The sequence below is a fragment of the Hoeflea sp. genome (assembly GCF_039975035.1).
Taxonomy (GTDB): Bacteria; Pseudomonadota; Alphaproteobacteria; order Rhizobiales; family Rhizobiaceae; genus Hoeflea.
In genome coordinates, this window is the sequence record NZ_JBDWHW010000252.1 from 1 (window position 1) to 24,060 (window position 24,060).

The following is a 24,060-nucleotide window of genomic DNA, read 5'->3' on the forward strand; positions in this document are numbered from 1 at the left end:
ATCGCGGCGTCGAGCATGCCTGGCCGTCCCTCGCGCCAGTCTTCCCAGGGGAACAGCTCATACCAGTCGCACCAGCGGGCGCCGGTGGCCGCAAGCGCCTCGGGATTTTCGGCGTCAGCCCGGGTCAGCGCCAGATAGCCGACCGATACCAGATGCGGATTGTCTTCGTCCCTGGCCCCGGCGCTGAGCACCTGGCGGCCACGGTCGCCGAATGTATAGAGCTGTTCGACATAGCCCAGATGCAGTGCAGTCTGGCTTTCGACACTGGCGCGAAGACTGGCCTCGAAAGTGCGGTGCCGCATCGGATCGAACGGTCCGAAAGGCAAGCCGTCGGCCGGCCCCGCGCCGGGCGTGGAGGGGACGGCGAGAATGTTGGGCGTACGGTGGGTGACCGCGACGATTGCCGCGTTGAGACCGATGCGCAGGGGAGGGATGTCGCCCGGTTCCATGGTGTGTCAGCCCATGCCCTTGTGCCGGACAGGCGTGGCGGCGGGAACCTCGTCTCCGGGCCGGACGGCGAGGCAGAAGCGGTTGCCCTCGAAAGCATCGGCGCCGCGGCCAATCGCCTTGATGGCGCGGGTCAGGCGTCCGCCGCGCCCGAGCATCGCGTCGCCGATGTCGATCAGCCGCGCATTGGGCGTGATGAAGGGCGAGGCGTGGCGCAGGCGTTCGGCCAGCGCCATCTCGTCCTGATCGGGCTCGAGTGCCAGCGCGGCGATCGCTGCTGCGGCGGGCGAGCGCGAAATCCCCAGCCAGCAATGCACCAGCAGTGGCGCGCGCTGGTCCCAGTCTTTCACAAATCCGATCAGCCGCTCGACATGTGCCTCGCCGGGGGCGGTCAGACCGGGCCGGACCTCGGCAATGTCATTGAGGCCCAGCGTGAGGTGGCGGGCCTGGTCGATGACGCCGGGACGGTGGAACTGCTGATTTTCGGAAAGCAGGCTGACCAACTCGCGGGCGCCATGAATGACGGCGGTTTCAGCGATCTGGTTGAGGCGGCAGACGATGATATAGGACATGGGTATCAGCCTTTCTTTGCCCGGCGCAACGCCTCGATGGCCTCGAAACGCTCCAGAAAAAGCGCTTGAACCTCCACTGCCGAGCGGGGCGAGACATCGAGCATGTCCCTGCTGATACCGCGTGGCGGGCCGAAGAAGGCACGGGCTTCCGCGTCCTCGAACCCTGCAAGCTCAGTCGCCTCGAAATAGGCGGATATCCGGTCGGCGCGCTTGATCAGCGCCTTGATGGGTTTGGGCAGCGTTGAAGGAAGCCCGAAGCGGATGTGAATCGCGGCCTCGAGCCTGGCTTCAACCATCTTGTAGCCGCCACCGACGACTGCCTTGAACGGCGAGATCATGTCGCCGATGACATATTCCGGCGCATCGTGCAGCAGCGCCAGTTGCAGGGTTTCGGGCGAAGCCTCTGTCAGCCTGCCGACAATGGCTTCAACCATCAGCGAGTGCTGCGCCACCGAAAAGGCATGGTCGCCACGGGTCTGCCCGTTCCATCGCGCTACCCGGGCCAGACCCTGGGCAATGTCGGAGATCTCCACATCCAGCGGCGAGGGATCAAGCAGGTCCAGCCGCCGGCCTGAGAGCATGCGCTGCCAGGCGCGCGGAGCCTTTTCAATCGGGGGCATGGCTCAGGAGTCCGGAATGTTAGCGTCACCGCTGTCAAACGACAGACCTGACCAGGCTGGCAAGGCCAGGGTGACAGGCTGCCCGGCGACTGTCAGCACAATGTTCTGGGCAGCCGCGTCGGCGACCCGGTCGGTTCGCACAATGGCAAGGCCTTCGTTGCCGGCGACGGAGCCGAGGCTGCCCACCGGCTTGTTGCCCGCCAGAATGGTGGCGGCTGTTCCATCTTCGCCGCGTGCAGGCAGGGCTGTCGGGGCGGTGACGGTCGCCACCCGGCGCCGCGCGGTGCCGCGATGCTGCATGCGCGAGACCACTTCCTGGCCAACATAACAGCCCTTCTTGAAATCCACGCCTTCGGTCTTGTCCATCATGATGTCGTGCGGAAACACATCCGACAGGGCAAAATCGGCGCCGGATTCGGCTACGCCGTGAGCAATGCGGATTGCATCCCAGTCAGCCAGGCCGGCATCGAGCACCGATCCGCTTCCGTAAAGCCGCCAGACACCGGCCTGTTTCGGAAACCTCTTGTCGGCAAGTGCGCCCAACGGCGCGGCGCCATCCCAGCCGGCAATCACCGGCACATCGTCGAGTGTTTCGAACGTTACCGCGGCACGGAGCTTGTAAAGCGTCAGCCTGCGAATGAAGTCCGCCACGCAATCAGCACGGATGTCGCAGTCATATCCGGTTTCGCCGGATTTCGAGATCAGGAAGTCAAACAGGACCTTGCCCTGCGGGGTCAGCAGCGCCGAGGGCCGCGCTTCCCCGGTCTTGATCGCATCGACATTGGCGGTGATCAGGTTCTGCAGGAAATGCTCGGCGTCGGCGCCATCAACACGTATGATCTTCCGGTCGGAAAGGACTAGGGCTGGCACGGTGGGGCACTCCGGATTGGTCGGCAATGGGTGTTGCCGGGATAGGTAGGCTGTCGCGCGGCAGGGGGCAAGGGTCGGGTTGATCAGTCGCCGGCGATGAAAAAGCGCCACTGCCCCTCCGGCGAGATGCCGATCCGGTAGAAATTGTAACCGCCGTAAGCCTTCATATCCTCGACGTCACCGGCGGTGACCAGGCGCAACAGTTCCACCTTCTGCGGTGGCGTCAGGGCTTCAAGGCGCAAGGCCGTGAAGTAGGGCCATACGAAGGTTTCTCCGGGCTCGCCTGCGTCGACGCGGACAAAGCCGGTGTTGAGCAGATCAATCAGGATCGCCAGGATTTCCTGGCCCTCGCCATCGCCTGAAATCGAGCGCAGATACTCCACCGGATCGGCTTCGATCTCGCCAAAGGCCAGTTGCGTGGCGGTGGGGCCGGCGCCAAGCAGAGCGCGGAGATTTTCGATGTTGCCGGTGGCCGCGGCCTCAATGATCAGTTCGCGCATGCGTTGCGCGAGTTCAGGCAACAAAGCCGGATCGGTAATGATGTCAACCGAATCGGTCTCTATGGCCATGCCGGGTTCAGCGTTCATGTCCTGGTTTTGCGATTGCGGAACAGTGCGGATGATCGGATTTGGTTGCGGCAAACCACCATCGGGGCCAATTTGGGGTTCATCCAGCGGCGGCGGAGCCGTGTCTTGCTCGGTTTCGACGGGGTGCGCCTGCTTGAGCTCGCTCAATGCCAGTGCGGGGTTTGCAGAAAAGATCGTCACCAGCGCCAAAGTCATGGCTGATACGTTCATCAGTCCGCCGATTTTCCATTCGCGCTTGCGCTTGTCGACCACTTGTCTCCCCGCCGGTAATTCTATTGGAGCACACGCTCGGGTGAAAATTCGCCGGCAAGGATACGTTCCCGCAGCGATTCCACCAGGGCTTCCGCCTGATCTTCGCCCAGAGCACGGACCGTTTCCCTGATTGCCGTGATCATCGCGGCATCGGCAATGATCTCCGGCTCTATGCCGTCAGCCGTGCTTTCCGCCCAGGCATCGTGCTGCAATTCTAGCGCCACCTGAAGCTTCTCCTGGACGATCAGATCGTCAAGTTCCTCGGGTGTATGGGTCGTGGGATGTGTCATGCAAACCAACTCTTACTTACCAGGTCATTAACAACCCTAACACGGCTTGAACCGTTTCGGCACGGGGCTGCGACGATATCAGTTAACAAAACCTCAATTTCCATAGCGAGAGACAATTTCGGCAACAAGTGTTGCACCTTCGTGACGGTACCGCTCCTCGGCGACCACGGCGGCGTCGGTACAGGAGATGTAGACCGAGGCAAAGGCGCGATACCCCCGATTGTATCCGGCGGTGAGTTGTTCGCGCCGGTCGGCTTCTCCCGCGGTTTCGGCATTGAGCAGCGCCTGCATGCTGTCGCGCCAGCCGGTTTCCTCGTCGGAATTGCAAAGAGTCCGAAGATACTGAACCGAGCCGAGGATTTCCGCCAGCCTGAGCAACCTTGCCTCATAGGGTGGCGGCGGCAAATCCGGCACGACGACGGTTGCCTCTTCTTCCTCCGTTTGCGCCAAGGCGATTTGCATGCCGCAGACAAGCGCTGCGGGCAACACGATGGTCAGGATCAGGGCAGGGCGGCGGAACATGGCTGCTCCTTACACCAAGATATCGCGCGATGAAATCCCGGATCATCAGGCTTGGTTATTGTACAATCACGGTCTGGGGCAGGAAAGCGCTGATGACGAAGGCGAAGGTCAGTTCATGCGCCACATCCACGCCATCACGGGTCACGGTGACGCTGCCGATTTCGCGGCCCTGGGCGATGCTTGACGTGTCGAGCGCGGAGCGGACGCCGGGAACCCAGGTAAATTCGAAACCGTCCAGTGTCACAGCATTGTCGCGGCGCAGCTTGTCCAGGGAGACCGCCAAGGGCTCTGATGCCTCGCGGACCACGACAACATAGGACAGCGGCGCAATGCCTTCCGGCATGGCACCGCGATACAGAAACGGAACGCTGGAACTGTCATAGCCCGCATAGGGGTTGCGGCCGTAATCGCGCAACCCGGCATTGTTTGGCGCCAGAACCTCGCCATCGGGATGACGGGTGCTGAAAACCTGCCAGGATTCGAGCCGGGAGGGGATGACTTCAAGTTTGGTCCCGGTGCGGGATCCGGTGATGGCTTCGCCGCTGAATTGCTGCCACCAGCTTTCGGTTTCCCGGTCATACATGACCAGATCCGAGTTGCGCAGTTTGCCGGTGGTTCCGAAACTGGTCACCGCGCCCTCGACCGTCCGGCCAAAAACGATGGCCGCATTGCACAGCGGGCAATAGGTCACCGAAATCGGCTGACCAGCCAGAGTGTCATTGACGATTTCGTGCCAGATCATGATTCTGAGCGGGTAAGCCCGCGCCGCGCCATTGATGACAACCGACATGACCGGCTCCTTGTCATCCAGGCCGGAGGCCTCAGTGACCGGCAGGAACACCGGGTCGTCAATCGGCGGAATGCCGTCCTTGAGCGGGCCACCTGACATGACAGTAGCGAAATCGATGGTTGATTTGGAAAAGTCGGTGGTCCATCCCTCACTGCGCCAACGGTCGGGCTGAGCCGCAGCACTGATTGTCGAAACTGCCAGCAACAACGCTGCAAGCAGCGCGATAACAATGGCGCCGGAGTGGATGGCATGTCCGGTCGAGGCCGGTTGTCGCGCGGTAAATCCAAGCATGAACAGAGTATCGTGCGCAAACAGCTGCCAATGCCAATCAAGCTGTTTCACGATTGCTTGAAGTTCAGTCTGTGCCTGCGGGTTATCTTGCCTCTGTCGTTGCTTCGGATCCGCCGGTCGCCAGCATGTCCATGCATGTCACCATGCTTTCAGGCGTCGGCAGGGTCCGGATTTGCGCCGGCGTGAACCAGCCCACGGCCTTGGCGTCATCGAGTGCCTGGGGCTCGCCGCCAGGATCGTCGGCGATAAACACCGTCAGCAGGAAATGCGACGACAGACGGCCATCGGGCGCCCGCGATGGCAGGTCGAATGTGGCGAAAGCCCGGGGATTGGCAGCCTTCAGCCCGGTTTCTTCCTCCAGTTCGCGCAGGGCTGCAATCTCCAGCGTTTCGCCGGGATCAACGCGCCCGCCGGGGAAGGCATACATGTGCTGGGCCGGCGGGTTGGCGCGCAACACCAGCAGGTACTTGCCGCCGCGCTCAAGCGCCACCGATACCGCCAGCGCCGGTCCAGTTCCATCGGTGCCGTGCTGACTGCTCATTGCCTGATGCCTGTGATGCTGTGCGTCATGGGAACCTAATGTGCGGAGTTTGCATCCGGCGGCAACCCCGAAAAAGCTCTGGATTGGGCTTGGCCGGCAAGAAACAGGGGGGTCTGCTTGATGGAGATCATTCCACTAATTGGCGTTGATGTAATATGCATGAAACGCCATGCATAGAAAGCGCGCCCTGCCGGGACATGAGAATCGGACCTCGCCATGACCACCGCACCTGACACCGACCTGCCGCTGAATGTCATCCGGCATGATTCCGGTGGTCAGCACAACGCCCGGCGGTGGTGGCGGTTTCACAAGCGCTACCTGCTGGTGCTGCTGGTCCCTTTGCTGATGTTTTCGGGCGGGGTGATCGGAATGTATTATCAGCCGATAGCCTTGCAGAAATTCTATGCGCTCACAGGTTTGCAGCCCGGCGGCGGTTCGCCCAGGCCCATTGCCTTGCCGCCCGATATGGAAATGCCCAAAGAGATGGCGGTAACCATGCAGGCCAGCGACGTTATTGGATTGGCCAGGCTGATGCCGCGCGGTGATGTGTCGATTGTCGCGCCTCCCTATGGAGCCGGTGATGCCCGTATTACCGAAGTGCTGGTGGGTATCGGCGACCGCGTTGAAAAAGGCACTGTCGTCGCCCGTCTGGACAATCAAGGGCAGTTGCAAAGCGCAGTGCTGTCGGCTGAGGCCAATGTCGCTGTGCGCGAGGCGGCGCTGGTTCAAACCACCGATTCGGTGCGGAATTCGCAAGCCGAAGCCCGTGCAGCCATGGAGCAGGCACGCAGTGCCAGCACTGAAGCATCGGCCGAACTTGAGCGCGGCAAGTCCTTGTTCGAGCGTGGCGTGATCACCCAGGCCTCGCTCGATTCCCTTGCCGCAGGTGAACAACAGGCGGTTCTTGCGGTGCAGAAAGCCGAAGCAACTTTGTCCCGGTTCACCGGAGAAATAGCCGAACTGCAGCCTGATGTGATTGTCGCGGCGCGCAACCTTGATGCAGCAAAGGCAGAACTGACCCGCGCGCAACAGGATCTGGTCCGCTCTGCCGTTCTCGCTCCGATCAGCGGGGTGGTGCTGGATTCGATGGCCAATCCGGGCGAGCGGCCGCCGAGCGACGGCATCATGCTGATTGGCGACACCGATCACATGATGGCCGAGGTAGAGGTCTATCAGGACCGGATCGCCAATGTCGCTCGAGGTCAGCCGGTGGAACTGGCGGCTGTCGCCATCGGCCAAATGCTGCAGGGCCGGGTCAAGTCGATCGGCCTGACGGTCGGACGTCAGGGTCTGCTGTCGGACGACACGGCGGAAAACACCGATGCGCGGGTGATCAAGGTCATGGTTGAACTGAATGACGTCTCCTCGAAGGTGGCGGCGCGCTACACCAATCTCGAGGTGATCGCCCGCATTGACACACGGACACAGGCGGCTGTTGCCAAGAGCAACCCATGAGCCGGTTGCTGCATTGGTTGTTCGGGCGGTTGCCGATCGGCTGGCTGCAACTGACCCATAGCCGCACCCGCTTTGCCGCGGCGATTTCGGGCGTTGCATTCGCCAATGTGCTGGTTTTCGTGCAACTGGGCATCATGAACTCGATGGCGACGGCAACACTGAAGCCCTACGATTTCTTCACGGCAGACATCATGATTTCGGCGTCGGACGCCAATTCGATGACGGAGGGCGGCAATGTCGCGCGGCAATGGCTGTTTCAGGCGCAGGCCGATCCGGAAGTAACCCTGGGCACAGGCATCTTTGTCGGCAGCACCAACTGGCCGCGTCCGACCAAGACACTTGGCCTGACCAGCTTCGGGATCGATCCGACCTTGCCGGATTTTCTCAGTCCGGTGCTCAAACCCAAACTGGCGACGCTGCAACTCAAGGATTCCGCCATTCTCGACATGGCCACTCGCGGCCTGCCGTCCGAGGAAGCCGCCGCGATCCGTCCGCAGACGCCGGCGACGTTCGAGATCACCGGCAAGACAGTGTCACTCTACGACACGTTTCAGGGCGGCGGCGGCTTTGGCGGCGACGGCTATATGATCATGTCGGACCAGACTTTCCTGTCGCTGTTTCCGGCGCGCAGTTCGGCAGCGCCCGATCACATCCTGCTGCAGGTGAAACCGGGGGCTGATCCCGAGGCGGTGGCGGCCCGGTTGCGGGACCTGATTTCGGACAAGTCGTTGCGCATCCGCTCGTATGATCAGGCCAAGGCCGACGATCTGAACTATCAGCAGACCAAACGGCCGACCGGCATCATCTTCGGGTTCGGTGTGATCATCGGCGTGCTGGTCGGCATCGTCATTGTCTACCAGGTGCTCTCCACCGACGTGGCCGATCATCTGTCGGAATATGCGACCTTCAAGGCGATGGGCTATCCGCAAAAATTCTTCCTCGGCATCGTGTTCGAGGAGGCGCTGATTCTGGCTGTCTTCGGGTTTGTGCCCGGGGTGATTGTGGGGACCGGGCTGCTGGTCGGAATGAAAAAGGCCACCAATCTGCCTTTGGCGATGACCTGGGAGATGGCCGCGATCGTGCTGATCGGAACGCTGGTTGCGTGCTCGCTGTCGGGCGCCATTGCCACCCGCCGGTTGGCTGCGGCCGATCCGGCTGATCTGTTTTAGAGGGCTTCATGGCTAGATTGAACCAGCACCATCCGATCACTGTGCGTGGCCTGAACCACTGGTTTGGCACCGGTGAAGCCCGCAAGCAGGCGATTTTTGACGTCGATTTCAACGTGGTGCGTGGAAGTCTGACCGTGCTGATGGGGCCGTCGGGCTCGGGCAAGACCACGGTGCTGACACTGATGGGCTGCCTGCGCGACCTGCAGGAAGGCTCGATCACTCTTCTGGGGCATGAGTTGATGGGCGCGGGCAATGCGCTCAATGAAGCGCTCCGGCGGCGGCTCGGCTTCATCTTTCAGGCGCACAATCTGCATGGCAGTCTGACCGCGATGCAGAACGTGCAGATGGGGCTTCAGGTGCATCATCTGAGCGACACGAAGGTCGAGCAGCAGGCCGCGCGCCATGCCTTGTCGCTTGTGGGACTTGCCGACCGGATGGATTATCTGCCGGGCAATCTTTCAGGCGGGCAGAAACAGCGCGTGGCGGTGGCCCGGGCGCTAATCGGCAATCCCGACATTGTGTTCGCCGACGAGCCGACCGCAGCCCTCGACAAGGAGAGCGGGCTCAATGTCGTGGCCATACTCAAGCGGCTGGGCCAGCAGCGCGGCACGACCACGGTCATGGTCACCCACGACAACCGTATCCTTGAATTGGCTGACCGCATCATCACGCTGGAAGACGGACGCATCGTGTCCGACACCAAACCGGACTAGCCTGATCGCTCCATCCTTGACCCTGTCTTTGTCCTGCGTCATGGATTGGCAATGTGTGGCCGTTTTTCACTGACAACAAGCCCTCAAGAGGTGCAGGAACTGTTCGGGCTCGAGGAGATCGAGGATTTCCCGCCGCGCTACAACATTGCGCCGACCCAGCCGATCCTGATCATCGCCGGTGACCGCCGCCGCGCCGAAGGCGACAACCGCACCGACCGGAGGGCGCTGTTGGCGCGCTGGGGGTTCTTGCCGGGATGGGTCAAGGATCCGGCGGATTTTCCGCTGCTGATCAATGCGCGGTCTGAAACGGCGGCTGAAAAGGCCTCTTTCCGCGCCGCCATGCGGCACCGCCGGGTGCTGATCGCGGCATCGGGATTTTATGAATGGCATCGTCCGCCCAAGGGCTCGAAAGGGAAGTCCATCCCTTACTGGATCAGGCCAAAACAGGGCGGCATTGTCGCCTTTGGCGGGCTGATGGAAACCTATATGAGCGCCGACGGGGCGGAGATCGACACCGCCGCGGTGCTGACCACGGCTGCCAGCCAGATGATCGCGCAAGTGCATGACCGGATGCCGGTGGTGATCCGTCCGCAAGATTTTTCGCGCTGGTTGGATTGTCTCAACCAGGAACCGCGCCATGTGAGCGACCTGATGGCGCCGGCGCCGGATGATTATTTCGAGGCGATCCGCGTCTCCGACCTGGTCAACAAGGTTGCCAACAGCGGCTCTGAGGTGCAAAAGCCCGCTACCGGTGATATTGCGCCGCCCGAACCGGCCAAACCGGTTCGCCAGGCCAAAGCGCCGCCTCCTGCCTCTGACCAGTTGAAATTGTTCTGACCCGATGACGCCTCTCTACGCCCCCGCTTTCTCCGGCCTGCTGCTCGGCGGCTCGCTGATCATCGCCATCGGCGCGCAAAACGCCTTCATCCTGCGCCAGGGGCTGCTGCGTCAGCACGTGTTCATCCTGTGCCTGATCTGCGCGCTGTCGGACGCGGTGCTGATCGGGCTCGGTGTCGCCGGGCTGGGCGCGATCATATCGGGCTCACAAATCCTGATTGGTGTGGTGACACTTGGCGGCGCGGCGTTTCTTGCAGTCTATGCGTTTATGGCGCTGAAGCGGGCGATCTCGCCATCAGGACTTGAAGCCGCCAAGACTGGACCGGGCTCGCTGAAAGCGGCGGTGCTGACCTGTCTCGCCTTCACCTTTCTCAATCCGCATGTCTATCTCGACACGGTGCTGCTGGTCGGCGGTTTGAGCGGCCGTTACGAGGGCACCGCGCGGCTGGCGTTTGCCATCGGAGCGATGTCGGCTTCGTTCATCTGGTTCTTCGGGCTCGGCTACGGTGCGCGGGTGCTGGAACCCTTGTTTGCCAGATCATCGGCCTGGCGGGTGCTCGACGGGCTGATCGCAGCTGTCATGGCGGCACTGTCGGTGTCGCTGCTCTATCGTTTTTTCGCCGTCTGAACGCAGCTCTCCGGCATCTTGACCGGGCCCGCGCAATCGGAGATAAGACCAGCATGAAAACGGCACACGGCGCACGCGCCATCTGCATTTGCGGCATCATTATTCGCTAGCGCTTCGCTGGCTCGGCCGTTTTCGTCTTCTCACCATACAGGACAAACGACCCGGGCCAGGGTGCTGGCATCGGGAGTGGACATGACCGACCTCAAATTCTGGAACACGCTGACGCGGGTCAAGGAAGAGTTTACGCCGATCGATCCGGACAATGTGCGGATGTATGTCTGCGGCCCGACGGTCTATGATTTCGCCCATATCGGCAACGCAAGGCCGCTGATCGTGTTCGATGTGCTCTACCGGCTGTTGCGCCATGTCTATGGCAAAGATCACGTCACCTATGTCCGAAACATCACCGACGTTGACGACAAGATCAACGCCCGGGCGCTGCGCGATTATCCCGATTTGCCGCTGAACGAAGCGATCGCCAGGGTGACCGAAAAGACTGCCGCGCGGTTTCACAAGGATGCGGCAGCACTTGGATGCCTGGAGCCGACATTCGAGCCGCGCGCGACTGCCCATATCGACGGCATGATCAGGATGATCCAGACGCTGATCGACAAAGGCAACGCCTATGTGACCACGGGCCGCGAGGGCCGCGAAGTGCTGTTTGCGGTGGGCTCGATGCCCGATTACGGCAAGCTGTCCAACCGCAAACTCGAAGACCAGCAGGCCGGCGCCCGCATCGCGGTCGAAGACCACAAGCGCAATCCGGGCGATTTCGTGCTGTGGAAAGAGTCCGCAAGCGACGAGCCGGGTTGGGATGCAAGCTTCACCGATGGCGGCGAGACCACAACCATCCACGGCCGCCCCGGCTGGCACATTGAATGCTCGGTGATGAGCGAGCATCATCTGGGGCAGACCTTCGACATTCACGGCGGCGGACTGGATCTGATCTTCCCCCACCACGAAAACGAGATCGCCCAGTCCTGCTGCGCCCATGGCAATGACCGGATGGCAAACCTGTGGATGCACAACGGTTTTTTGCAGGTCGAAGGCAAGAAGATGTCAAAATCCGACGGCAATTTCGTCACCATCGCCGACCTCCTGGAGACCGAAAAATTCGGCGGCCGCAAATGGCCCGGCGAAGTGCTGCGGCTGGCGATGCTGATGACGCACTACCGCGAGCCGATTGATTTCAGCGTGAAGCGGCTGGAGGAGGCGGAGGGCAAACTGGTAGGCTTATATCGAGCGATTGGAAGTCTGGATGACGATGCTTCACCCGATCCCGAGTTCATTGAGGCTTTACGTGACGATCTGAGCCTGTCCAAAGCATTTGCTCGGCTTGATCTAATTAAAACAGAGATCAATGGAACGGGCGGGCTTCATTCAATTGAATTGAAGCGCGTACTTCGTAAGTCTTTGGAACTCTTGGGATTGGGGCGGCACGGTAGCTTTGATGGGTTTATGAGTGAACTCCTCCAGCTCCTTTACGGGATTGATCGCTCAGCCGTTCAATCGCTCGTCGACCAGCGCCTCGACCTCATCAAAGCCAAAAACTGGGTCGAAGCCGACAAGATCCGTGATGAACTGCTTGCGCAGGGCATTCAGCTCAAGGACGGCAAGGATCCTCAGACCGGCGAGCGGGTGACGACCTGGGAAGTCAAGCGGTGAGATTGCAGCTTCACCCCCCTCTGTCGTCTGCGCCGACATCTCCCCCGCAAGGGGGGAGATTGGGGGCTGTGTGCTTCCACCGGGATGGAAAACCGGATCCCGTATATGTTCAAAGTTCTGGTGGTGGGAAAAATCGCCGGATTGCACCCATGCCTGCCGCGGTTTCCATCTCAGGTTGCGTTCCGATTGCAAATGCGGTGATGTTATTGTGGCGTGATCTTTCGGCACGCCGATCTCCCCCCTTGCGGGGGAGATGTCACGCAGTGACAGAGGGGGGTAACTTGCCACACAGCAAAGTGCCGCCGCATCTCAGACGCAATGCGCGCCGTATGCGCTGTGCCATGACCGAGGCGGAACTCAAACTGTGGAATGAACTCAGGGCGCACCGGCTGATGGGGCTGGGGTTCCGGCGGCAAGTGCCGATAGGGCGCTTTATCGCTGATTTCGCCTGTCCCGAGCACAAGCTCATCGTCGAAGTTGATGGCAGCCAGCACGCCGAAAACCTTACCCACGACCAGGCGCGAACAAATTATCTCGAACGGCGGGGATGGAAGGTCGTTCGCTTCTGGAACGACGACGTGCTCAGCGACATCGACAATGTCTGCACGCATATCCTGAGATTGGTTGCGAGGCCCGGCGATGACCACTGAACTCAAAATGATGCTGGATCATGTCAGCCTCAGCGTTGCCGACATGGACAGGGCCAAGCGGTTTTATGCGGCCATTCTTGCCGAGCTTGGCATGGAGCTGGTCGGCGAGGTGACGGCGGAGCAATCCGGATCGGTCGCCCATGCCGGGTTTGGCATTGGCCGCAAGGGCCAGCTCTGGCTTGCCGAGGACGGACCGCAGATGCCATCCGCCCATATCTGCTTTCGCACAGACACACGCAGAGCCGTTCGCGCTTTTCACGCTGCCGGGCTTGCCCATGGCGGGAGCGACAACGGCGCGCCGGGCATTCGCGAGATCTATCACCCGGAATACTACGCAGCTTTCATGACCGACCCGGAAGGCCACAACATCGAGGCCGTCTGCTTTGAGCCGGAGGACGAGCAATGACGCAAATTCACAACGGCGGTTGCCAGTGCGGCGCGGTGCGTTACCGCGTCGAGGGTGCTCTCGACTATCCGCATCTGTGCCATTGCCGCATGTGCCAGAAGGCGGCGGGGAATTATTTCATGCCGCTTGGTTTCGCGCCCGATGAGATGCTCACCATCACCCGGGGCGAGCCGGGCTGGTTTCAGTCCTCCGATCCGGTGCGGCGCGGTTTTTGCCGCGATTGCGGCACGCCGCTGTTTTTCGACACGCTGCAATCGGATGGTCTCGCGGTGACGCTGGGCAGTCTCGATGATCCCTCGGCGTTTCCACCGATCGCTCAGGACGGGATTGAGACGCGGGTGCCGTTTCATGCAGCGCTCGGCAGCTTGCCCGGGAAAAATGTCGACCGTGATGATCTGCCGGGAGGGCTGGCGAGCATCGCCTCGACCAATCATCAGCACCCGGATTGCGACACCGGCGTCTGGCCGGTGGAGGACAAGTCATGAGCCCTCAACCCCTAACCGGCGGCTGCCAGTGCGGCGCAATTCGGTTTCGCCTGAGCGGAGCCCCCGGCACGTCTTCGGTGTGCTATTGCCGGATGTGCCAGAAGGCCTCGGCCAGCCAGGCGCTGGCGCTGGTTTCGGTGGGCCTGGCAAGCATGCAATGGACGCGCGGCGCACCGTCATGGTTTCAAAGCTCGAATGCAGCGCGGCGCGGCTTTTGCAGCGCCTGCGGCACGCCGCTGGCCTATGATGCGCCGGACGGGTTGGCGCTGTCGGTGCTGGCGTTCGATGATCCGGACGCCGTGCCGCCGGTGATTGCCTATGGTGTGGAAGGCAAACGGCCCTGGTGCGACAGCATCCCTGCGCTTCCCGAGCGGCACACCATGGAAGACCCGGAGGCGGTCGCCTTCCTTCAAACGCTGGTCAATTATCAGCACCCGGATCACGATACCGGCACCTGGCCACCGGAGCGCACCGAATGAGCGAGCGCAAGCCGGGCACGGAAATGCCGAAATGGCTGCTTTACGGTCTGATCGGCAAGGGCGTTTTTGTAGTTGTGGTGACAGCCGCGGTTGTCATCTGGGTCAATTGGAGCTGACAGCATGAGCACTTTACGCGCACTTTACCCGGAGATCGAACCGTTCGAGACCGGCTATCTCGATACCGGCGACGGCCATCAGGTTTACTGGGAGCGGGTTGGCACCAGGGGGGGCAAGCCTGCGGTGTTTCTGCATGGCGGCCCGGGCGGCGGCTTTGGTCCGGTGCACCGGCGGCTGTTTGATCCCGCACTTTATGACGTGATCCTGTTCGACCAGCGCGGCTGCGGGCAATCAACCCCATTTGCCTCGCTTGACAACAACACCACCTGGCATCTGGTGGCCGATATCGAGCGCTTGCGGGAAATGGCGGGGTTCGAGCAATGGCTGGTGTTCGGCGGCTCCTGGGGGTCGACGCTGGCACTGGCCTATGCCGAGACCCATCCGGAGCGGGTGAGCGAACTGGTGGTGCGCGGCATCTACACGCTGACAAAGGCCGAGCTTGACTGGTACTATCAGTTCGGCGTCTCGGAGATGTTTCCCGACAAGTGGGAACGGTTTCTGGCGCCGATCCCGCAAGCCGAGCGCGGCGACCTGATGACAGCCTATCGCAAGCGGCTGGTGGGCGATGATCCGGCTGAGCAGATCGCTGCGGCCAGGGCCTGGAGCGGCTGGGAGGGCGAGACCATCACGCTCATGCCCGAACCCTCGACCAGCGACAAGTTTCACGAAGACCGGTTCGCATTGGCATTTGCGCGGATCGAAAACCATTTCTTCGTTCATGCCGGCTGGCTGGAAGAAGGGCAATTGCTGCGCGAAGCCCACAAGCTCGCCGGCATCGACGGCGTCATCGTGCATGGCCGCTACGACATGCCGTGCCCGGCGCGCATTGCCTGGCAGTTGCACAAGGCCTGGCCACGGGCCGGGTTTCACTTGATCGAGGGCGCCGGACACGCATTTTCCGAACCCGGCATTCTTGACCAGCTGATCCGTGCGACCGACAGGTTTGCGGGCAAGGCAGACACATGAGTGACAAGCAACGCATCTATCTCTTCGACACAACCCTGAGAGACGGCCAGCAGACGCCGGGCATCGATTTTTCCGTCGAGGACAAGATCGCCATCGCCAGGATGCTGGATGATTTCGGGATTGATTATGTCGAGGGCGGTTATCCCGGTGCCAATCCGACCGATACGGCGTTCTTTGCCAAAAACCGCACCGAGAACGCCGCGTTTGTGGCCTTCGGCATGACCAAGCGTGCCGGTGTTTCCGCATCCAATGATCCAGGGCTTGCCGGACTCATTCAGGCGGCGAGCGATGCGGTCTGCCTCGTCGCCAAGAGCTGGGATTATCACGTCAAGGTGGCGCTCGGCTGCACCAATGAAGAAAACCTGCAATCGATCTCGGAGTCGGTGCAAGCTGTAACTGCCGCCGGCAAGGAAGCGATGGTCGATTGCGAGCATTTCTTCGATGGCTACAAGGCCAACCGGGATTACGCGGTGGCCTGCGCGAAGGCTGCGCATGAATCCGGCGCGCGCTGGATCGTGCTGTGCGACACCAATGGCGGCGCGCAACCCTCCGAAATCACCGAGATAGTTGGTGCGTTGATCGCAGAGGGGATTCCCGGCGACCGGCTCGGCATTCATGCCCATAACGACACCGGACAGGCCGTTGCCAATTCGCTCGCGGCGGTGGAAGCCGGCGTGCGGCAGATCCAGGGCACGCTCAACGGCATCGGCGAGCGGTGCGGCAACGCCAACCTGATCACCCTGATCGCCACGCTTGCGCTCAAACCGGTCTACTCGGCGCGCTTCGAGACAGGGATTACCGAAGACAAGCTTCTGGGCCTGACGCCGCTCAGCCACGGATTCGACGAGTTGCTCAACCGCTCGCCGGCGACGCAATCGCCCTATGTCGGGGCTTCGGCGTTCGCCACCAAGGCGGGCATCCATGCTTCGGCGCTGCTGAAAGATCCCCGGACCTACGAACATGTGCCGCCCGAAAGTGTCGGCAATTTCCGCAAGGTGATGGTGTCCGATCAGGGCGGCAAATCCAACTTCATCAATGCGCTCAAGCAGCGCGGCATCGAGGTCGGCAAGAACGATCCGAAGCTCGACAAGCTGATCAGTCTGGTCAAGGAACGCGAGGCTACTGGCTATGCGTACGAGGGGGCGGACGCGAGTTTCGAACTCCTGGCGCACCGCACCCTTGGCCGCGTGCCGGAATTCTTCTCGGTCACCAGTTTCCGGGTGATGGTGGAGCGCCGGTTCGATGCCATGGGCCGGATCAGGACAGTCTCGGAAGCCGTGGTCAAACTGGTGGTCGACGGCGTCGAGATGATGTCGGTGGCCGAGGGTCACGGCCCGGTCAACGCGCTCGACATCGCGCTGCGCAAGGATCTCGGTGTCTACCAGTCGGAGATCGCCGATCTGGAACTGGCCGATTACAAGGTACGCATCCTCAATGGCGGCACCGAGGCGATCACCCGCGTGCTGATTGAATCCGCCGACGGCGCGGGCGCGCGCTGGTGGACGGTGGGCGTGTCCGACAACATCATCGACGCCTCGTTCCAGGCACTGATGGATTCGATCGTGTTCAAGCTGATGAAGAACCGGGACATGGCGGGCCGGGCGGCGGCGGAATAGAGCGTCGCAGCTGCTCGGGTCAGGTTTCGGGAGGCCGTCCCGCCCCCGTGGCCAGTCCGCGATTGTTCAGCGGAATGAATTTGCTCATTCACGCGGCTTGCCATATGCGTCTCATCCAAACACGAATAACGGGCGGGTACCCTCATGGCGATCAAAACGGCTCCGGCGGCTTATGACGAAGACACGCCGCGCGGCTTTGCCTTCGCGCTGGTTGCCTATCTGTTGTGGGGTTTCCTGCCGTTCTACATGAAGGCGGTGGCGCATATTCCCGCCGTGGAGGTCGTGGCGCACAGGGTGGTCTGGTCTGTGCCGATTGCGGCGATCGTGCTGATCCTGCTTGGCCGGACAAATGACATCCGGATAGCGCTCAAAACCCCACGAACGCTGATGATGGCGATGGTGACGGCATCCATCATCACGATCAACTGGGGCATCTATGTCTGGTCGATCGGCGCGGGCCGGACAGTCGAGGCGGCGCTTGGCTACTACATCAATCCGCTGTTTTCGATTTTCCTCGCGGCGGTGCTGCTCAAGGAGAGGCTCGACCGCCAGCAGATGATTTCCATTGCGCTGGCGGTTGCCGCCGTAGCGCTGCTTGCCTGGGAGTCGGGCGGAGTGCCCTGGGTCTCCGTCGGATTGGCCGGAAGCTGGGGGTTTTACGCCTATTTCAAGAAATCGCTGCCGATCGGTCCCAATCAGGGGTTCTTTCTCGAAGTGCTGATCCTGACTGTTCCCGCGATCGGCTATATTGCCTATGTCGAGGCCAACGGAACAGGCCATTTCGGCGACACCGGGATGACGGACGTCTTGTTGCTGCTCGGCTGTGGTGTGGTCACGGCAGTGCCGCTGATGATCTATGCCAACGGCGCCAAGCTGTTGAGGCTGTCGACCATCGGCATCATGCAGTACATCGCGCCGACCCTGATCTTCATCATCGCGGTGTTTATCTTCAAGGAGCCGTTCGGGCTGTACAAGATGGCGGCGTTCATCCTGATCTGGATGGCGCTGGCAATTTACACATCATCGCTGTTGCGTAACCGCAAGGCACGCCAGGCCGCCGCAGCGGCGCTTACATCCGGTTGATCACCGCGGCATCGCCAACCGCAGGCTGTCGCGCGTGCGCCATGATGGCCGGCACGATATCTTCTGCCTGATCGATCACCAGAGGCTGGACCAGGTGGGCGGTGTGGATGAAGCCTTCACCTGTCATGTGACCGATCAGCGCATTGAGCGGATCCCAAAATCCGTTGATATTGGCGAACACCATGGGTTTGGTGTGCCTGCCCAGTTGTGCCCAGGTCATGATTTCGATGATCTCTTCCAATGTCCCGATACCGCCGGGCAGGGTGACGAAAGCGTCGGAACGTTCAAACATCATGTGCTTGCGCTCATGCATGTTTCTGGTGACATGCAACTCGCTCAACTTCCCAAGCGAATGGCGGGAGGCCTCCTTGTCCATCAGGAATTCGGGGATGATGCCGATGGCCTTGCCGCCTGCGGACATGACTGCGTCGGCCACAGCGCCCATGATGCCCTTGGTTCCGCCCCCATAGACCAGGTCGATGCCGTTCTCGGCCATGGCACGGCCCAGTGTCTGGGCGGCGGTTTTGTAGGCTGTATCGCGGCCAGGTTGGGAACCGCAATAGACGCAAATGGATTTGATGGAAGATGAGAGTGTGTTCATGGTTGGAGTGAACATAGGCCCGGCCACATGGTCAAGCCCCGGGTTTGCAGTGCACCCTGCTTTTTCTTGTGCGGCTTATGCAAACCAGATAGGTTTTGCGCAAATAGCCGGGGTTTTGCCGGTTTCACGGAGCATGATATGAACAAGAGCAATGCTGGGTTTCTGGCGTTTTTAGGGTTTGCGGTCGCTGCGGCGATCGGCGCATTTTTTGTCGCGCCCAAGATCTTCAAAACCGGCGGCGAAACGGCCACCCAGTCCGCGCCGGCGTCCAGTCTGGCTGAGGGCGATGCGACACAGCCGCCATCGGCGCAGCCCGAAACGCCAACCACTGAAGTTGCCAGCGCCGAACCCGTCGAACCTGTCGGGGCGGATGCCTGGATCGCGCCGAGTTTCGATGTGCTCAGGGTTGAACCAGACGGCTCCACCGTGATCGCCGGAAAGGCCGAACCTGGAACCACGCTCAACATCATGAACGGCGAGACCGTGATTGCCTCGACACAGGTCGGGCCGAGCGGTGATTTTGCCGCGGTTCTCGACACGCCGCTTGCGACCGGCGACTATCAGTTGACGCTGCAGATTATTGGTGAAGGCGGTGAAACGCGTCTCTCCGAAGAGATCGCCACGGTTTCGGTGCCAAAGGACGCCAGCGGGGAGTTGCTGGCCATGGTGAGCAAACCGGGCAAGGCAAGCCGGATCATCGCGCAGCCTGAGGCTGCGGCGAGCAGCGAACCGGTGGAAACGGCATCCGCCGCGCCGGAGAGCGTCCTTGGTGAAACGGTTTCGCCCGCACAGCAGAACGCCGGCAGCGAAGTTGCATCCGAAACGCAAACCGCGACTGAAGCAGCGCCCGAGGCTGCAGATGCCGGTTCCACCGCGTCGCCAGCCATCCAGACACCGGCGCTGCCGGACGCTTCCTCGTTGCTGACCACTTCCGCCCCCGAGGCCGGAGCTGGAAACGCACCGGCAGCGGAGGTCGCGGCCAGCGATCAAACCGCCCCGGTTGCCGGAGCAGCGAATGTAGACGGGCCCACCGCTGACGCGTCCCGGACCGAACCGGACGTTGCGCAACCTGAAGCGGCTGCGGAGATCGCCATGGCCGCTCCCGGGGCGGCTGCTGACCCGGCGTCGTCCGTCCTGTCCGCCGACGCAAAGGTGCGCGTTGACGCCGTGGAAATCGAAGGCGGGCGCATTTTCATTGCCGGTTCGGCGACGCCTGGATATTCAGTCCGGGTCTCGGCTGACGGCGTGGTGATCGGGACAGCGCAAGCTGACGAAACCGGCAGGTTCATCATCGAGGCGACCACGGAACTGAGCGTTGGCGATCACATCATCAACGCCGACCTGATGGAACCTGGCGGACAGGAGACGGTGTTGCGGGCAACCGTGCCGTTCAACCGTCCGGAAGGCGACACACTGGCAGCGGTTTCGCCGTCCGAGGGCGCATCGGGCGGCTCAGACTCCGGCAAGTCCGCGGCCCCGCAGGGTTTAATCCTGCCCGACATCGCCGGCCTTTCGAAAATGCGCGAGGAGTCTTTCGAAGCGCTGTCGCGGCTTGGACAAATGGTTTCCGCGCCCGAGACGGCTGAGACGAACGCTGTGACTGGTGCCTATGAAGATGCGGTCGCCAAACTCAAGGCCGCTGCGACGGCTGACCTCCCCGCCGGCAGCAGCGATGACGCCATGGCAATGGCGCAGTCGATGCGGGCGCAGGCGGAAGCCGCGCTGACGGTGATCAATCCGCCTGTTGCCGAGGGGGCGGACCAGTCTTCCACGCCAAATGATGTCGATCTGATTGCCGATCCCGCAAGAATGCGCGAAATGCTCAAGGATGCGGAAACGGCATTGTCCAGGCCGGCCAGCATCACTGTGGCCGCCGCCAACGCCCCGGAGCCCGCCGCAGCCAGTGGTGGCACGAAGGACGAGCCGCGCACCATCGTGCAGGCGCCGCTGGCCTCGACGCCCGGTGCCGTGATCATTCGACGCGGCGACACGCTGTGGCAGATCTCCCGGCGGACCTATGGCCAGGGTGTTCGCTACACCACCATCTATGTGGCGAACCGGTCGCAGATCCAGGATCCGGACCGGATCAAGCCCGGCCAGGTGTTTTCCGTTCCCGAAAGCCCGCTGGACAATGCCGAGGCGTTGCATCAGCAGTTGCTGGACGGTTCAAAACGTCCCTGATGCTGTTGACCGATACTCTTTCATCGTGTATCGCCGATGAACGATGAAGTTTATTGATCCGGATATCTCTGCGACAGACGAGACAGTGGCGCGCAAGCTTGCGGCGCTGGCCCATCCTGCGCGGCTGCGTCTTCTGCGGCAACTGGGGGCAGCCGACAGCTGCTGCGTCAAGGATCTGGTGCGGCGCGCCGGGCTGGCGCAGTCGACGGTGTCGCAGCATCTCAAGATTCTGGTCGAGGCAGAACTGGTCAGTTACCGACCCCAACAGCAACGCTCCTGCTACACCATCAACGCTGCCTCCGTGCGTGAACTGGCTGGCGTCATCGGACAAACTCTCGATCAATGCTGCGGCTGCGGATGCGAGCATGCCGGCGATGACGACCACCGCGACCGGCAACCCAAGCCGGGCATATCCGCACAGGCCGCCGGGCAAAAGGACATTTGATTTTGGCTACCAAGACAGTATCCGCTGACCAAGGAAACCCGTTCGGCACACTGAAAAACCTGTGGCCGTATATGTGGCCGGCAGACCGGCCGGATCTCAAGATGCGGGTTTTGTGGGCAACGCTTTTCCTGCTGTTGTCGAAAATCGTGCTGATCTCGGTGCCGTATTTCTTCAAATGGGCGACCGATACGCTGAACGGCGGCTCGCCCGCCGCGAGCTGGCTGCCTGCATTGATCGCCACGCCGGTGATGCTGGTGATCGCCTACAATGTCGTGCGCATCGTGCAATGGGGCTTCAACCAGTTGCGCGACGCCCTGTTTGCCCGGGTCGGTCAGCACGCGGTGCGGCAACTGGCGTTCAAGACATTTGTCCATATGCACGAATTGTCGCTGAGGTTTCATCTCGAGCGCCGCACCGGCGGTCTGTCGCGGGTGATCGAGCGCGGCACCAAGGGCATCGAGACCATTGTCCGGTTCACCATTCTCAACACAGCACCGACGCTCATTGAATTCGGCCTGACCGCCATCATCTTCGGCGTCGCCTATGGCTGGAGTTATGTTGCCGTCACTGCAGTCACCGTGTGGCTGTACATCTGGTTTACGGTGCGCGCATCGGACTGGCGCATCTCCATCCGCCGTTCGATGAATCAGTCGGATACCGACGCCAACACCAAATCGGTCGATTCGCTGCTCAACTACGAGACCGTGAAATATTTCGGCAATGAGGAGATGGAGGCGCGGCGTTTCGACAAATCGATGGCCTCCTACGAGAAGTCGGCGACCCAGGTCTGGACATCGCTCGGCTGGCTCAACACCGGCCAGGGCGTGATCTTCGGGCTCGGCATGACAGTGATGATGGTGATGTCGGCGCTTGCGGTTCAGGCCGGCGAGCAGACCATCGGCGATTTCGTCTTTATCAACGCCATGCTGATGCAACTTTCGGTGCCGCTCAACTTCATCGGCTTCGTCTACCGTGAAATCCGGCAGGGCCTGACTGACATCGAACAGATGTTCGCGCTGCTCGATGTCGAGCCCGAGGTGACCGACGCGCCTGATGCAAAGCCCCTGGTTGTCGATCAGGGGGCGATCCGGTTTGACGACGTTCATTTCAGCTACGACCCGGCGCGGTCGATCCTGAAAGGAATTTCCTTCGAGGTGCCTGCCGGCAAGACCGTCGCCATTGTCGGGCCTTCGGGGGCCGGAAAATCGACGATCTCGCGGCTTTTGTACCGGTTTTACGACATCCAGTCGGGACGCATCACCATCGACGGGCAGAACGTCCGCGATGTGACGCAGAAAAGCCTCCGCGCCGCCATTGGCATGGTGCCGCAAGACACGGTGCTGTTTAACGACACCATCGCCTACAACATCCGCTATGGCCGCATCGACGCGACCGACAAGGAAATCGATCGGGCGGCGGATCTTGCTCAGATCGGCGGGTTCATCCGCTCTCTGCCCGAAGGTTTCAAAGCGATGGTCGGCGAGCGCGGGTTGAAGCTCTCCGGCGGCGAAAAGCAGCGCGTTGCCATCGCCCGTACCATTCTCAAGGCACCGCCGATCCTGATCCTTGATGAGGCGACGTCAGCGCTCGATACCGCGACCGAACAGGAAATCCAGGCCGCACTCGATTTCGTCTCCAGGGGGCGGACAACCCTGGTCATCGCTCACCGGCTGTCCACGGTTGTCGGCGCTGATGAAATCATCGTGCTCAAGGACGGCGTGATCGCCGAGCGCGGCACACACGCCGAGCTTCTGACGCAAAATGGCCTCTATGGCTCGATGTGGGATCGCCAGCGTGAGGCAACCGAAGCCGAGGAGCAACTCAAGCGGATGCGTGAGAATGACGAAATGGGCATTGTTACCCGCAGGCGCACATCGGAGATCGGCGAAACCTGACCCAGGTTTCGGGACGCTTCGGCCGGCAGTTCGATGCCGGCCGCCAGTCTCCAACATCCGGCCGGTGCCAGGATTTGTTGCCATCGCGCCGACCTGGGCCCTTAAAGTGGTTTCCCCTTTGGCCTAATTTGATGTAGTCACGGCCAACAGACACTTCAGGGATGACATCATGAGTATCATCGACAGCGTTCGCAATGCGCTGGTTCCGGTTCACCGCGAGGGCTACAAGTTCGTCGCCGGTTTTTTCGTTGCCTCGGTGCTTCTGGGTTTGATCGCCGATCCGCTGTTCTGGATCGGTCTGGTGCTGACTGCATGGTGCGCCTATTTCTTTCGCGATCCGGAGCGGGTCACGCCGCTTGACGATGATCTGGTGATCAGCCCGGCCGATGGCAGGGTGTCGTCGGTGGTGCGGATGATGCCGCCGGCGGAACTGGGACTGGGTTCGGATGAGATGCTGCGCATTTCAGTGTTCATGAACGTGTTCGATTGTCATGTGAACCGCGCGCCGGTCAAAGGCCGCGTCGTGCGCAAGGTCTATTCCAAAGGCTCGTTTCTCAACGCCGAACTTGACAAGGCGAGCAGCGAAAATGAGCGCAGCGGGCTGGTGCTTGAGACCGGTCATGGCCAGATCGGTGTTGTCCAGATTGCGGGACTGGTGGCGCGGCGGATTTTGTGCTGGGCTGATGAAAACGACCGGCTGGACGCTGGCGAACGCTTCGGACTGATCAGGTTCGGCTCGCGGCTTGACGTGTTCCTGCCGGCCTCGGCGCGTTCACTGGTCAGCGTCGGACAGACCGCGATCGCCGGAGAAACCACGCTCGCCGAATTTGAATCGAACAAGGGACCAGTGGTCAGCCGCCGCGATTAGGCTTGCTGATCCTGACACC

Annotated in this window: 26 protein-coding genes and 1 pseudogene; 17 read left to right on the forward strand and 10 right to left on the reverse strand. The window is 61.5% G+C overall.

The window, feature by feature from the left end; translation table 11 throughout:
- The 9 genes and pseudogenes from ABJN75_RS22495 to ABJN75_RS22535 form a co-directional block, all read right to left on the reverse strand.
- Positions 1-449: pseudogene (locus ABJN75_RS22495) on the reverse strand (NAD regulator); the annotation flags it as partial.
- A gap of 6 nt (positions 450-455) precedes the next feature.
- Entirely contained in the window at positions 456-1,019 is a 564-nt protein-coding gene (locus tag ABJN75_RS22500) for a tyrosine phosphatase family protein (RefSeq protein WP_348441865.1), read from the reverse strand.
- Positions 1,020-1,024: 5 nt separating this feature from the next.
- Positions 1,025-1,639, reverse strand: a complete 615-nt coding sequence (locus ABJN75_RS22505; protein WP_348441866.1) for an HD family hydrolase — start codon at positions 1,637-1,639, stop codon at positions 1,025-1,027.
- Between the two features lie 3 nt (positions 1,640-1,642).
- Positions 1,643-2,509 (reverse strand): folate-binding protein YgfZ, encoded by an 867-nt coding sequence (locus tag ABJN75_RS22510; protein WP_348441867.1) that lies wholly within the window; start codon positions 2,507-2,509, stop codon positions 1,643-1,645.
- A gap of 83 nt (positions 2,510-2,592) precedes the next feature.
- Positions 2,593-3,348, reverse strand: a complete 756-nt coding sequence (locus ABJN75_RS22515; RefSeq protein WP_348441868.1) for a hypothetical protein — start codon at positions 3,346-3,348, stop codon at positions 2,593-2,595.
- Positions 3,349-3,368: 20 nt separating this feature from the next.
- Positions 3,369-3,638, reverse strand: a complete 270-nt coding sequence (locus ABJN75_RS22520) for a hypothetical protein (RefSeq protein WP_348441869.1) — start codon at positions 3,636-3,638, stop codon at positions 3,369-3,371.
- Between the two features lie 93 nt (positions 3,639-3,731).
- Positions 3,732-4,160, reverse strand: a complete 429-nt coding sequence (locus ABJN75_RS22525; protein WP_348441870.1) for a TIGR02301 family protein — start codon at positions 4,158-4,160, stop codon at positions 3,732-3,734.
- Between the two features lie 55 nt (positions 4,161-4,215).
- Positions 4,216-5,241 carry a DUF3179 domain-containing protein gene (locus tag ABJN75_RS22530; RefSeq protein ID WP_348441871.1) on the reverse strand — a complete coding sequence of 342 codons (1,026 nt, stop codon included), beginning with the start codon at positions 5,239-5,241 and terminating at the stop codon, positions 4,216-4,218.
- An 82-nt stretch (positions 5,242-5,323) separates the two neighbouring features.
- Positions 5,324-5,782, reverse strand: a complete 459-nt coding sequence (locus ABJN75_RS22535; RefSeq protein ID WP_348441872.1) for an NUDIX hydrolase — start codon at positions 5,780-5,782, stop codon at positions 5,324-5,326.
- 216 nt (positions 5,783-5,998) lie between these two features.
- Between ABJN75_RS22535 and ABJN75_RS22540 the strand changes: the two genes are divergently transcribed.
- The 13 genes from ABJN75_RS22540 to rarD all read left to right on the forward strand — a co-directional run bounded on the left by ABJN75_RS22540 (position 5,999) and on the right by rarD (position 18,051).
- Positions 5,999-7,237, forward strand: coding sequence for an HlyD family efflux transporter periplasmic adaptor subunit (locus ABJN75_RS22540; protein ID WP_348441873.1), 1,239 nt, complete (start codon positions 5,999-6,001; stop codon positions 7,235-7,237).
- Positions 7,234-8,406 (forward strand): ABC transporter permease DevC, encoded by a 1,173-nt coding sequence (gene devC / locus ABJN75_RS22545; RefSeq protein WP_348441874.1) that lies wholly within the window; start codon positions 7,234-7,236, stop codon positions 8,404-8,406. The genes ABJN75_RS22540 and devC overlap by 4 nt, the downstream gene beginning before the upstream one ends.
- 8 nt (positions 8,407-8,414) lie before the next feature.
- Complete coding sequence (locus ABJN75_RS22550) at positions 8,415-9,119, forward strand: ATP-binding cassette domain-containing protein (protein WP_348441875.1); 705 nt, start codon at positions 8,415-8,417, stop codon at positions 9,117-9,119.
- A gap of 51 nt (positions 9,120-9,170) precedes the next feature.
- Positions 9,171-9,956 carry an SOS response-associated peptidase gene (locus ABJN75_RS22555; protein ID WP_348441876.1) on the forward strand — a complete coding sequence of 262 codons (786 nt, stop codon included), beginning with the start codon at positions 9,171-9,173 and terminating at the stop codon, positions 9,954-9,956.
- A gap of 4 nt (positions 9,957-9,960) precedes the next feature.
- Positions 9,961-10,584 (forward strand): LysE/ArgO family amino acid transporter, encoded by a 624-nt coding sequence (locus ABJN75_RS22560; RefSeq protein WP_348441877.1) that lies wholly within the window; start codon positions 9,961-9,963, stop codon positions 10,582-10,584.
- A gap of 192 nt (positions 10,585-10,776) precedes the next feature.
- Positions 10,777-12,249: a cysteine--tRNA ligase gene (cysS, locus tag ABJN75_RS22565; protein WP_348441878.1), complete on the forward strand. Its 1,473-nt coding sequence runs from the start codon at positions 10,777-10,779 to the stop codon at positions 12,247-12,249.
- A 281-nt stretch (positions 12,250-12,530) separates the two neighbouring features.
- Complete coding sequence (locus ABJN75_RS22570) at positions 12,531-12,899, forward strand: endonuclease domain-containing protein (protein WP_348441879.1); 369 nt, start codon at positions 12,531-12,533, stop codon at positions 12,897-12,899.
- A complete protein-coding gene (locus tag ABJN75_RS22575; protein ID WP_348441880.1) occupies positions 12,889-13,305 on the forward strand; it encodes a VOC family protein in 417 nt (138 codons plus the stop codon). Before ABJN75_RS22570 ends, ABJN75_RS22575 begins: the two co-directional genes overlap by 11 nt.
- Complete coding sequence (locus tag ABJN75_RS22580) at positions 13,302-13,790, forward strand: GFA family protein (protein ID WP_348441881.1); 489 nt, start codon at positions 13,302-13,304, stop codon at positions 13,788-13,790. Before ABJN75_RS22575 ends, ABJN75_RS22580 begins: the two co-directional genes overlap by 4 nt.
- Complete coding sequence (locus ABJN75_RS22585; RefSeq protein WP_348441882.1) at positions 13,787-14,269, forward strand: GFA family protein; 483 nt, start codon at positions 13,787-13,789, stop codon at positions 14,267-14,269. The genes ABJN75_RS22580 and ABJN75_RS22585 overlap by 4 nt, the downstream gene beginning before the upstream one ends.
- A gap of 120 nt (positions 14,270-14,389) precedes the next feature.
- Positions 14,390-15,352 (forward strand): prolyl aminopeptidase, encoded by a 963-nt coding sequence (gene pip, locus ABJN75_RS22590; protein ID WP_348441883.1) that lies wholly within the window; start codon positions 14,390-14,392, stop codon positions 15,350-15,352.
- On the forward strand, positions 15,349-16,968 hold the full coding sequence (cimA, locus tag ABJN75_RS22595) for a citramalate synthase (protein ID WP_348441884.1): 1,620 nt from the start codon (positions 15,349-15,351) through the stop codon (positions 16,966-16,968). Before pip ends, cimA begins: the two co-directional genes overlap by 4 nt.
- Before the next feature lie 144 nt (positions 16,969-17,112).
- Positions 17,113-18,051 carry an EamA family transporter RarD gene (gene rarD / locus ABJN75_RS22600; protein ID WP_348441885.1) on the forward strand — a complete coding sequence of 313 codons (939 nt, stop codon included), beginning with the start codon at positions 17,113-17,115 and terminating at the stop codon, positions 18,049-18,051.
- Here the strand turns inward: rarD and ABJN75_RS22605 are convergent.
- Entirely contained in the window at positions 18,038-18,652 is a 615-nt protein-coding gene (locus tag ABJN75_RS22605) for a TIGR00730 family Rossman fold protein (RefSeq protein ID WP_348441886.1), read from the reverse strand. The two genes, rarD and ABJN75_RS22605, sit on opposite strands and share 14 nt — an antisense overlap.
- A 138-nt stretch (positions 18,653-18,790) precedes the next feature.
- Between ABJN75_RS22605 and ABJN75_RS22610 the strand changes: the two genes are divergently transcribed.
- From ABJN75_RS22610 to ABJN75_RS22625, 4 genes are all read left to right on the forward strand, one after another.
- Positions 18,791-20,833, forward strand: coding sequence for a LysM peptidoglycan-binding domain-containing protein (locus ABJN75_RS22610; RefSeq protein ID WP_348441887.1), 2,043 nt, complete (start codon positions 18,791-18,793; stop codon positions 20,831-20,833).
- Between the two features lie 43 nt (positions 20,834-20,876).
- Entirely contained in the window at positions 20,877-21,278 is a 402-nt protein-coding gene (locus ABJN75_RS22615) for a metalloregulator ArsR/SmtB family transcription factor (RefSeq protein WP_348441888.1), read from the forward strand.
- The gene (locus ABJN75_RS22620; RefSeq protein WP_348441897.1) at positions 21,278-23,173 is read left to right on the forward strand and encodes an ABC transporter ATP-binding protein/permease; all 1,896 of its coding nucleotides are present in this window, start codon (positions 21,278-21,280) and stop codon (positions 23,171-23,173) included. Before ABJN75_RS22615 ends, ABJN75_RS22620 begins: the two co-directional genes overlap by 1 nt.
- Before the next feature lie 169 nt (positions 23,174-23,342).
- Positions 23,343-24,041, forward strand: coding sequence for a phosphatidylserine decarboxylase (locus tag ABJN75_RS22625; protein WP_348441889.1), 699 nt, complete (start codon positions 23,343-23,345; stop codon positions 24,039-24,041).
- Positions 24,042-24,060: the final 19 nt, after the last annotated feature.

Coding starts and splice junctions, on each gene's coding strand:
- cysS (WP_348441878.1), top strand. CDS start 10,777: ATGACCGACCTCAAATTCTGGAACACGCTGACGCGGGTCAAGGAAGAG.
- ABJN75_RS22530 (WP_348441871.1), bottom strand. CDS start 5,241: ATGCTTGGATTTACCGCGCGACAACCGGCCTCGACCGGACATGCCATC.
- ABJN75_RS22615 (WP_348441888.1), top strand. CDS start 20,877: ATGAAGTTTATTGATCCGGATATCTCTGCGACAGACGAGACAGTGGCG.
- ABJN75_RS22525 (WP_348441870.1), bottom strand. CDS start 4,160: ATGTTCCGCCGCCCTGCCCTGATCCTGACCATCGTGTTGCCCGCAGCG.
- ABJN75_RS22560 (WP_348441877.1), top strand. CDS start 9,961: ATGACGCCTCTCTACGCCCCCGCTTTCTCCGGCCTGCTGCTCGGCGGC.
- rarD (WP_348441885.1), top strand. CDS start 17,113: ATGGCGATCAAAACGGCTCCGGCGGCTTATGACGAAGACACGCCGCGC.
- ABJN75_RS22610 (WP_348441887.1), top strand. CDS start 18,791: ATGAACAAGAGCAATGCTGGGTTTCTGGCGTTTTTAGGGTTTGCGGTC.
- ABJN75_RS22505 (WP_348441866.1), bottom strand. CDS start 1,639: ATGCCCCCGATTGAAAAGGCTCCGCGCGCCTGGCAGCGCATGCTCTCA.
- ABJN75_RS22605 (WP_348441886.1), bottom strand. CDS start 18,652: ATGAACACACTCTCATCTTCCATCAAATCCATTTGCGTCTATTGCGGT.
- ABJN75_RS22500 (WP_348441865.1), bottom strand. CDS start 1,019: ATGTCCTATATCATCGTCTGCCGCCTCAACCAGATCGCTGAAACCGCC.
- devC (WP_348441874.1), top strand. CDS start 7,234: ATGAGCCGGTTGCTGCATTGGTTGTTCGGGCGGTTGCCGATCGGCTGG.
- pip (WP_348441883.1), top strand. CDS start 14,390: ATGAGCACTTTACGCGCACTTTACCCGGAGATCGAACCGTTCGAGACC.
- ABJN75_RS22535 (WP_348441872.1), bottom strand. CDS start 5,782: ATGAGCAGTCAGCACGGCACCGATGGAACTGGACCGGCGCTGGCGGTA.
- ABJN75_RS22585 (WP_348441882.1), top strand. CDS start 13,787: ATGAGCCCTCAACCCCTAACCGGCGGCTGCCAGTGCGGCGCAATTCGG.
- ABJN75_RS22580 (WP_348441881.1), top strand. CDS start 13,302: ATGACGCAAATTCACAACGGCGGTTGCCAGTGCGGCGCGGTGCGTTAC.
- ABJN75_RS22555 (WP_348441876.1), top strand. CDS start 9,171: ATGTGTGGCCGTTTTTCACTGACAACAAGCCCTCAAGAGGTGCAGGAA.
- ABJN75_RS22520 (WP_348441869.1), bottom strand. CDS start 3,638: ATGACACATCCCACGACCCATACACCCGAGGAACTTGACGATCTGATC.
- cimA (WP_348441884.1), top strand. CDS start 15,349: ATGAGTGACAAGCAACGCATCTATCTCTTCGACACAACCCTGAGAGAC.
- ABJN75_RS22540 (WP_348441873.1), top strand. CDS start 5,999: ATGACCACCGCACCTGACACCGACCTGCCGCTGAATGTCATCCGGCAT.
- ABJN75_RS22575 (WP_348441880.1), top strand. CDS start 12,889: ATGACCACTGAACTCAAAATGATGCTGGATCATGTCAGCCTCAGCGTT.
- ABJN75_RS22625 (WP_348441889.1), top strand. CDS start 23,343: ATGAGTATCATCGACAGCGTTCGCAATGCGCTGGTTCCGGTTCACCGC.
- ABJN75_RS22550 (WP_348441875.1), top strand. CDS start 8,415: ATGGCTAGATTGAACCAGCACCATCCGATCACTGTGCGTGGCCTGAAC.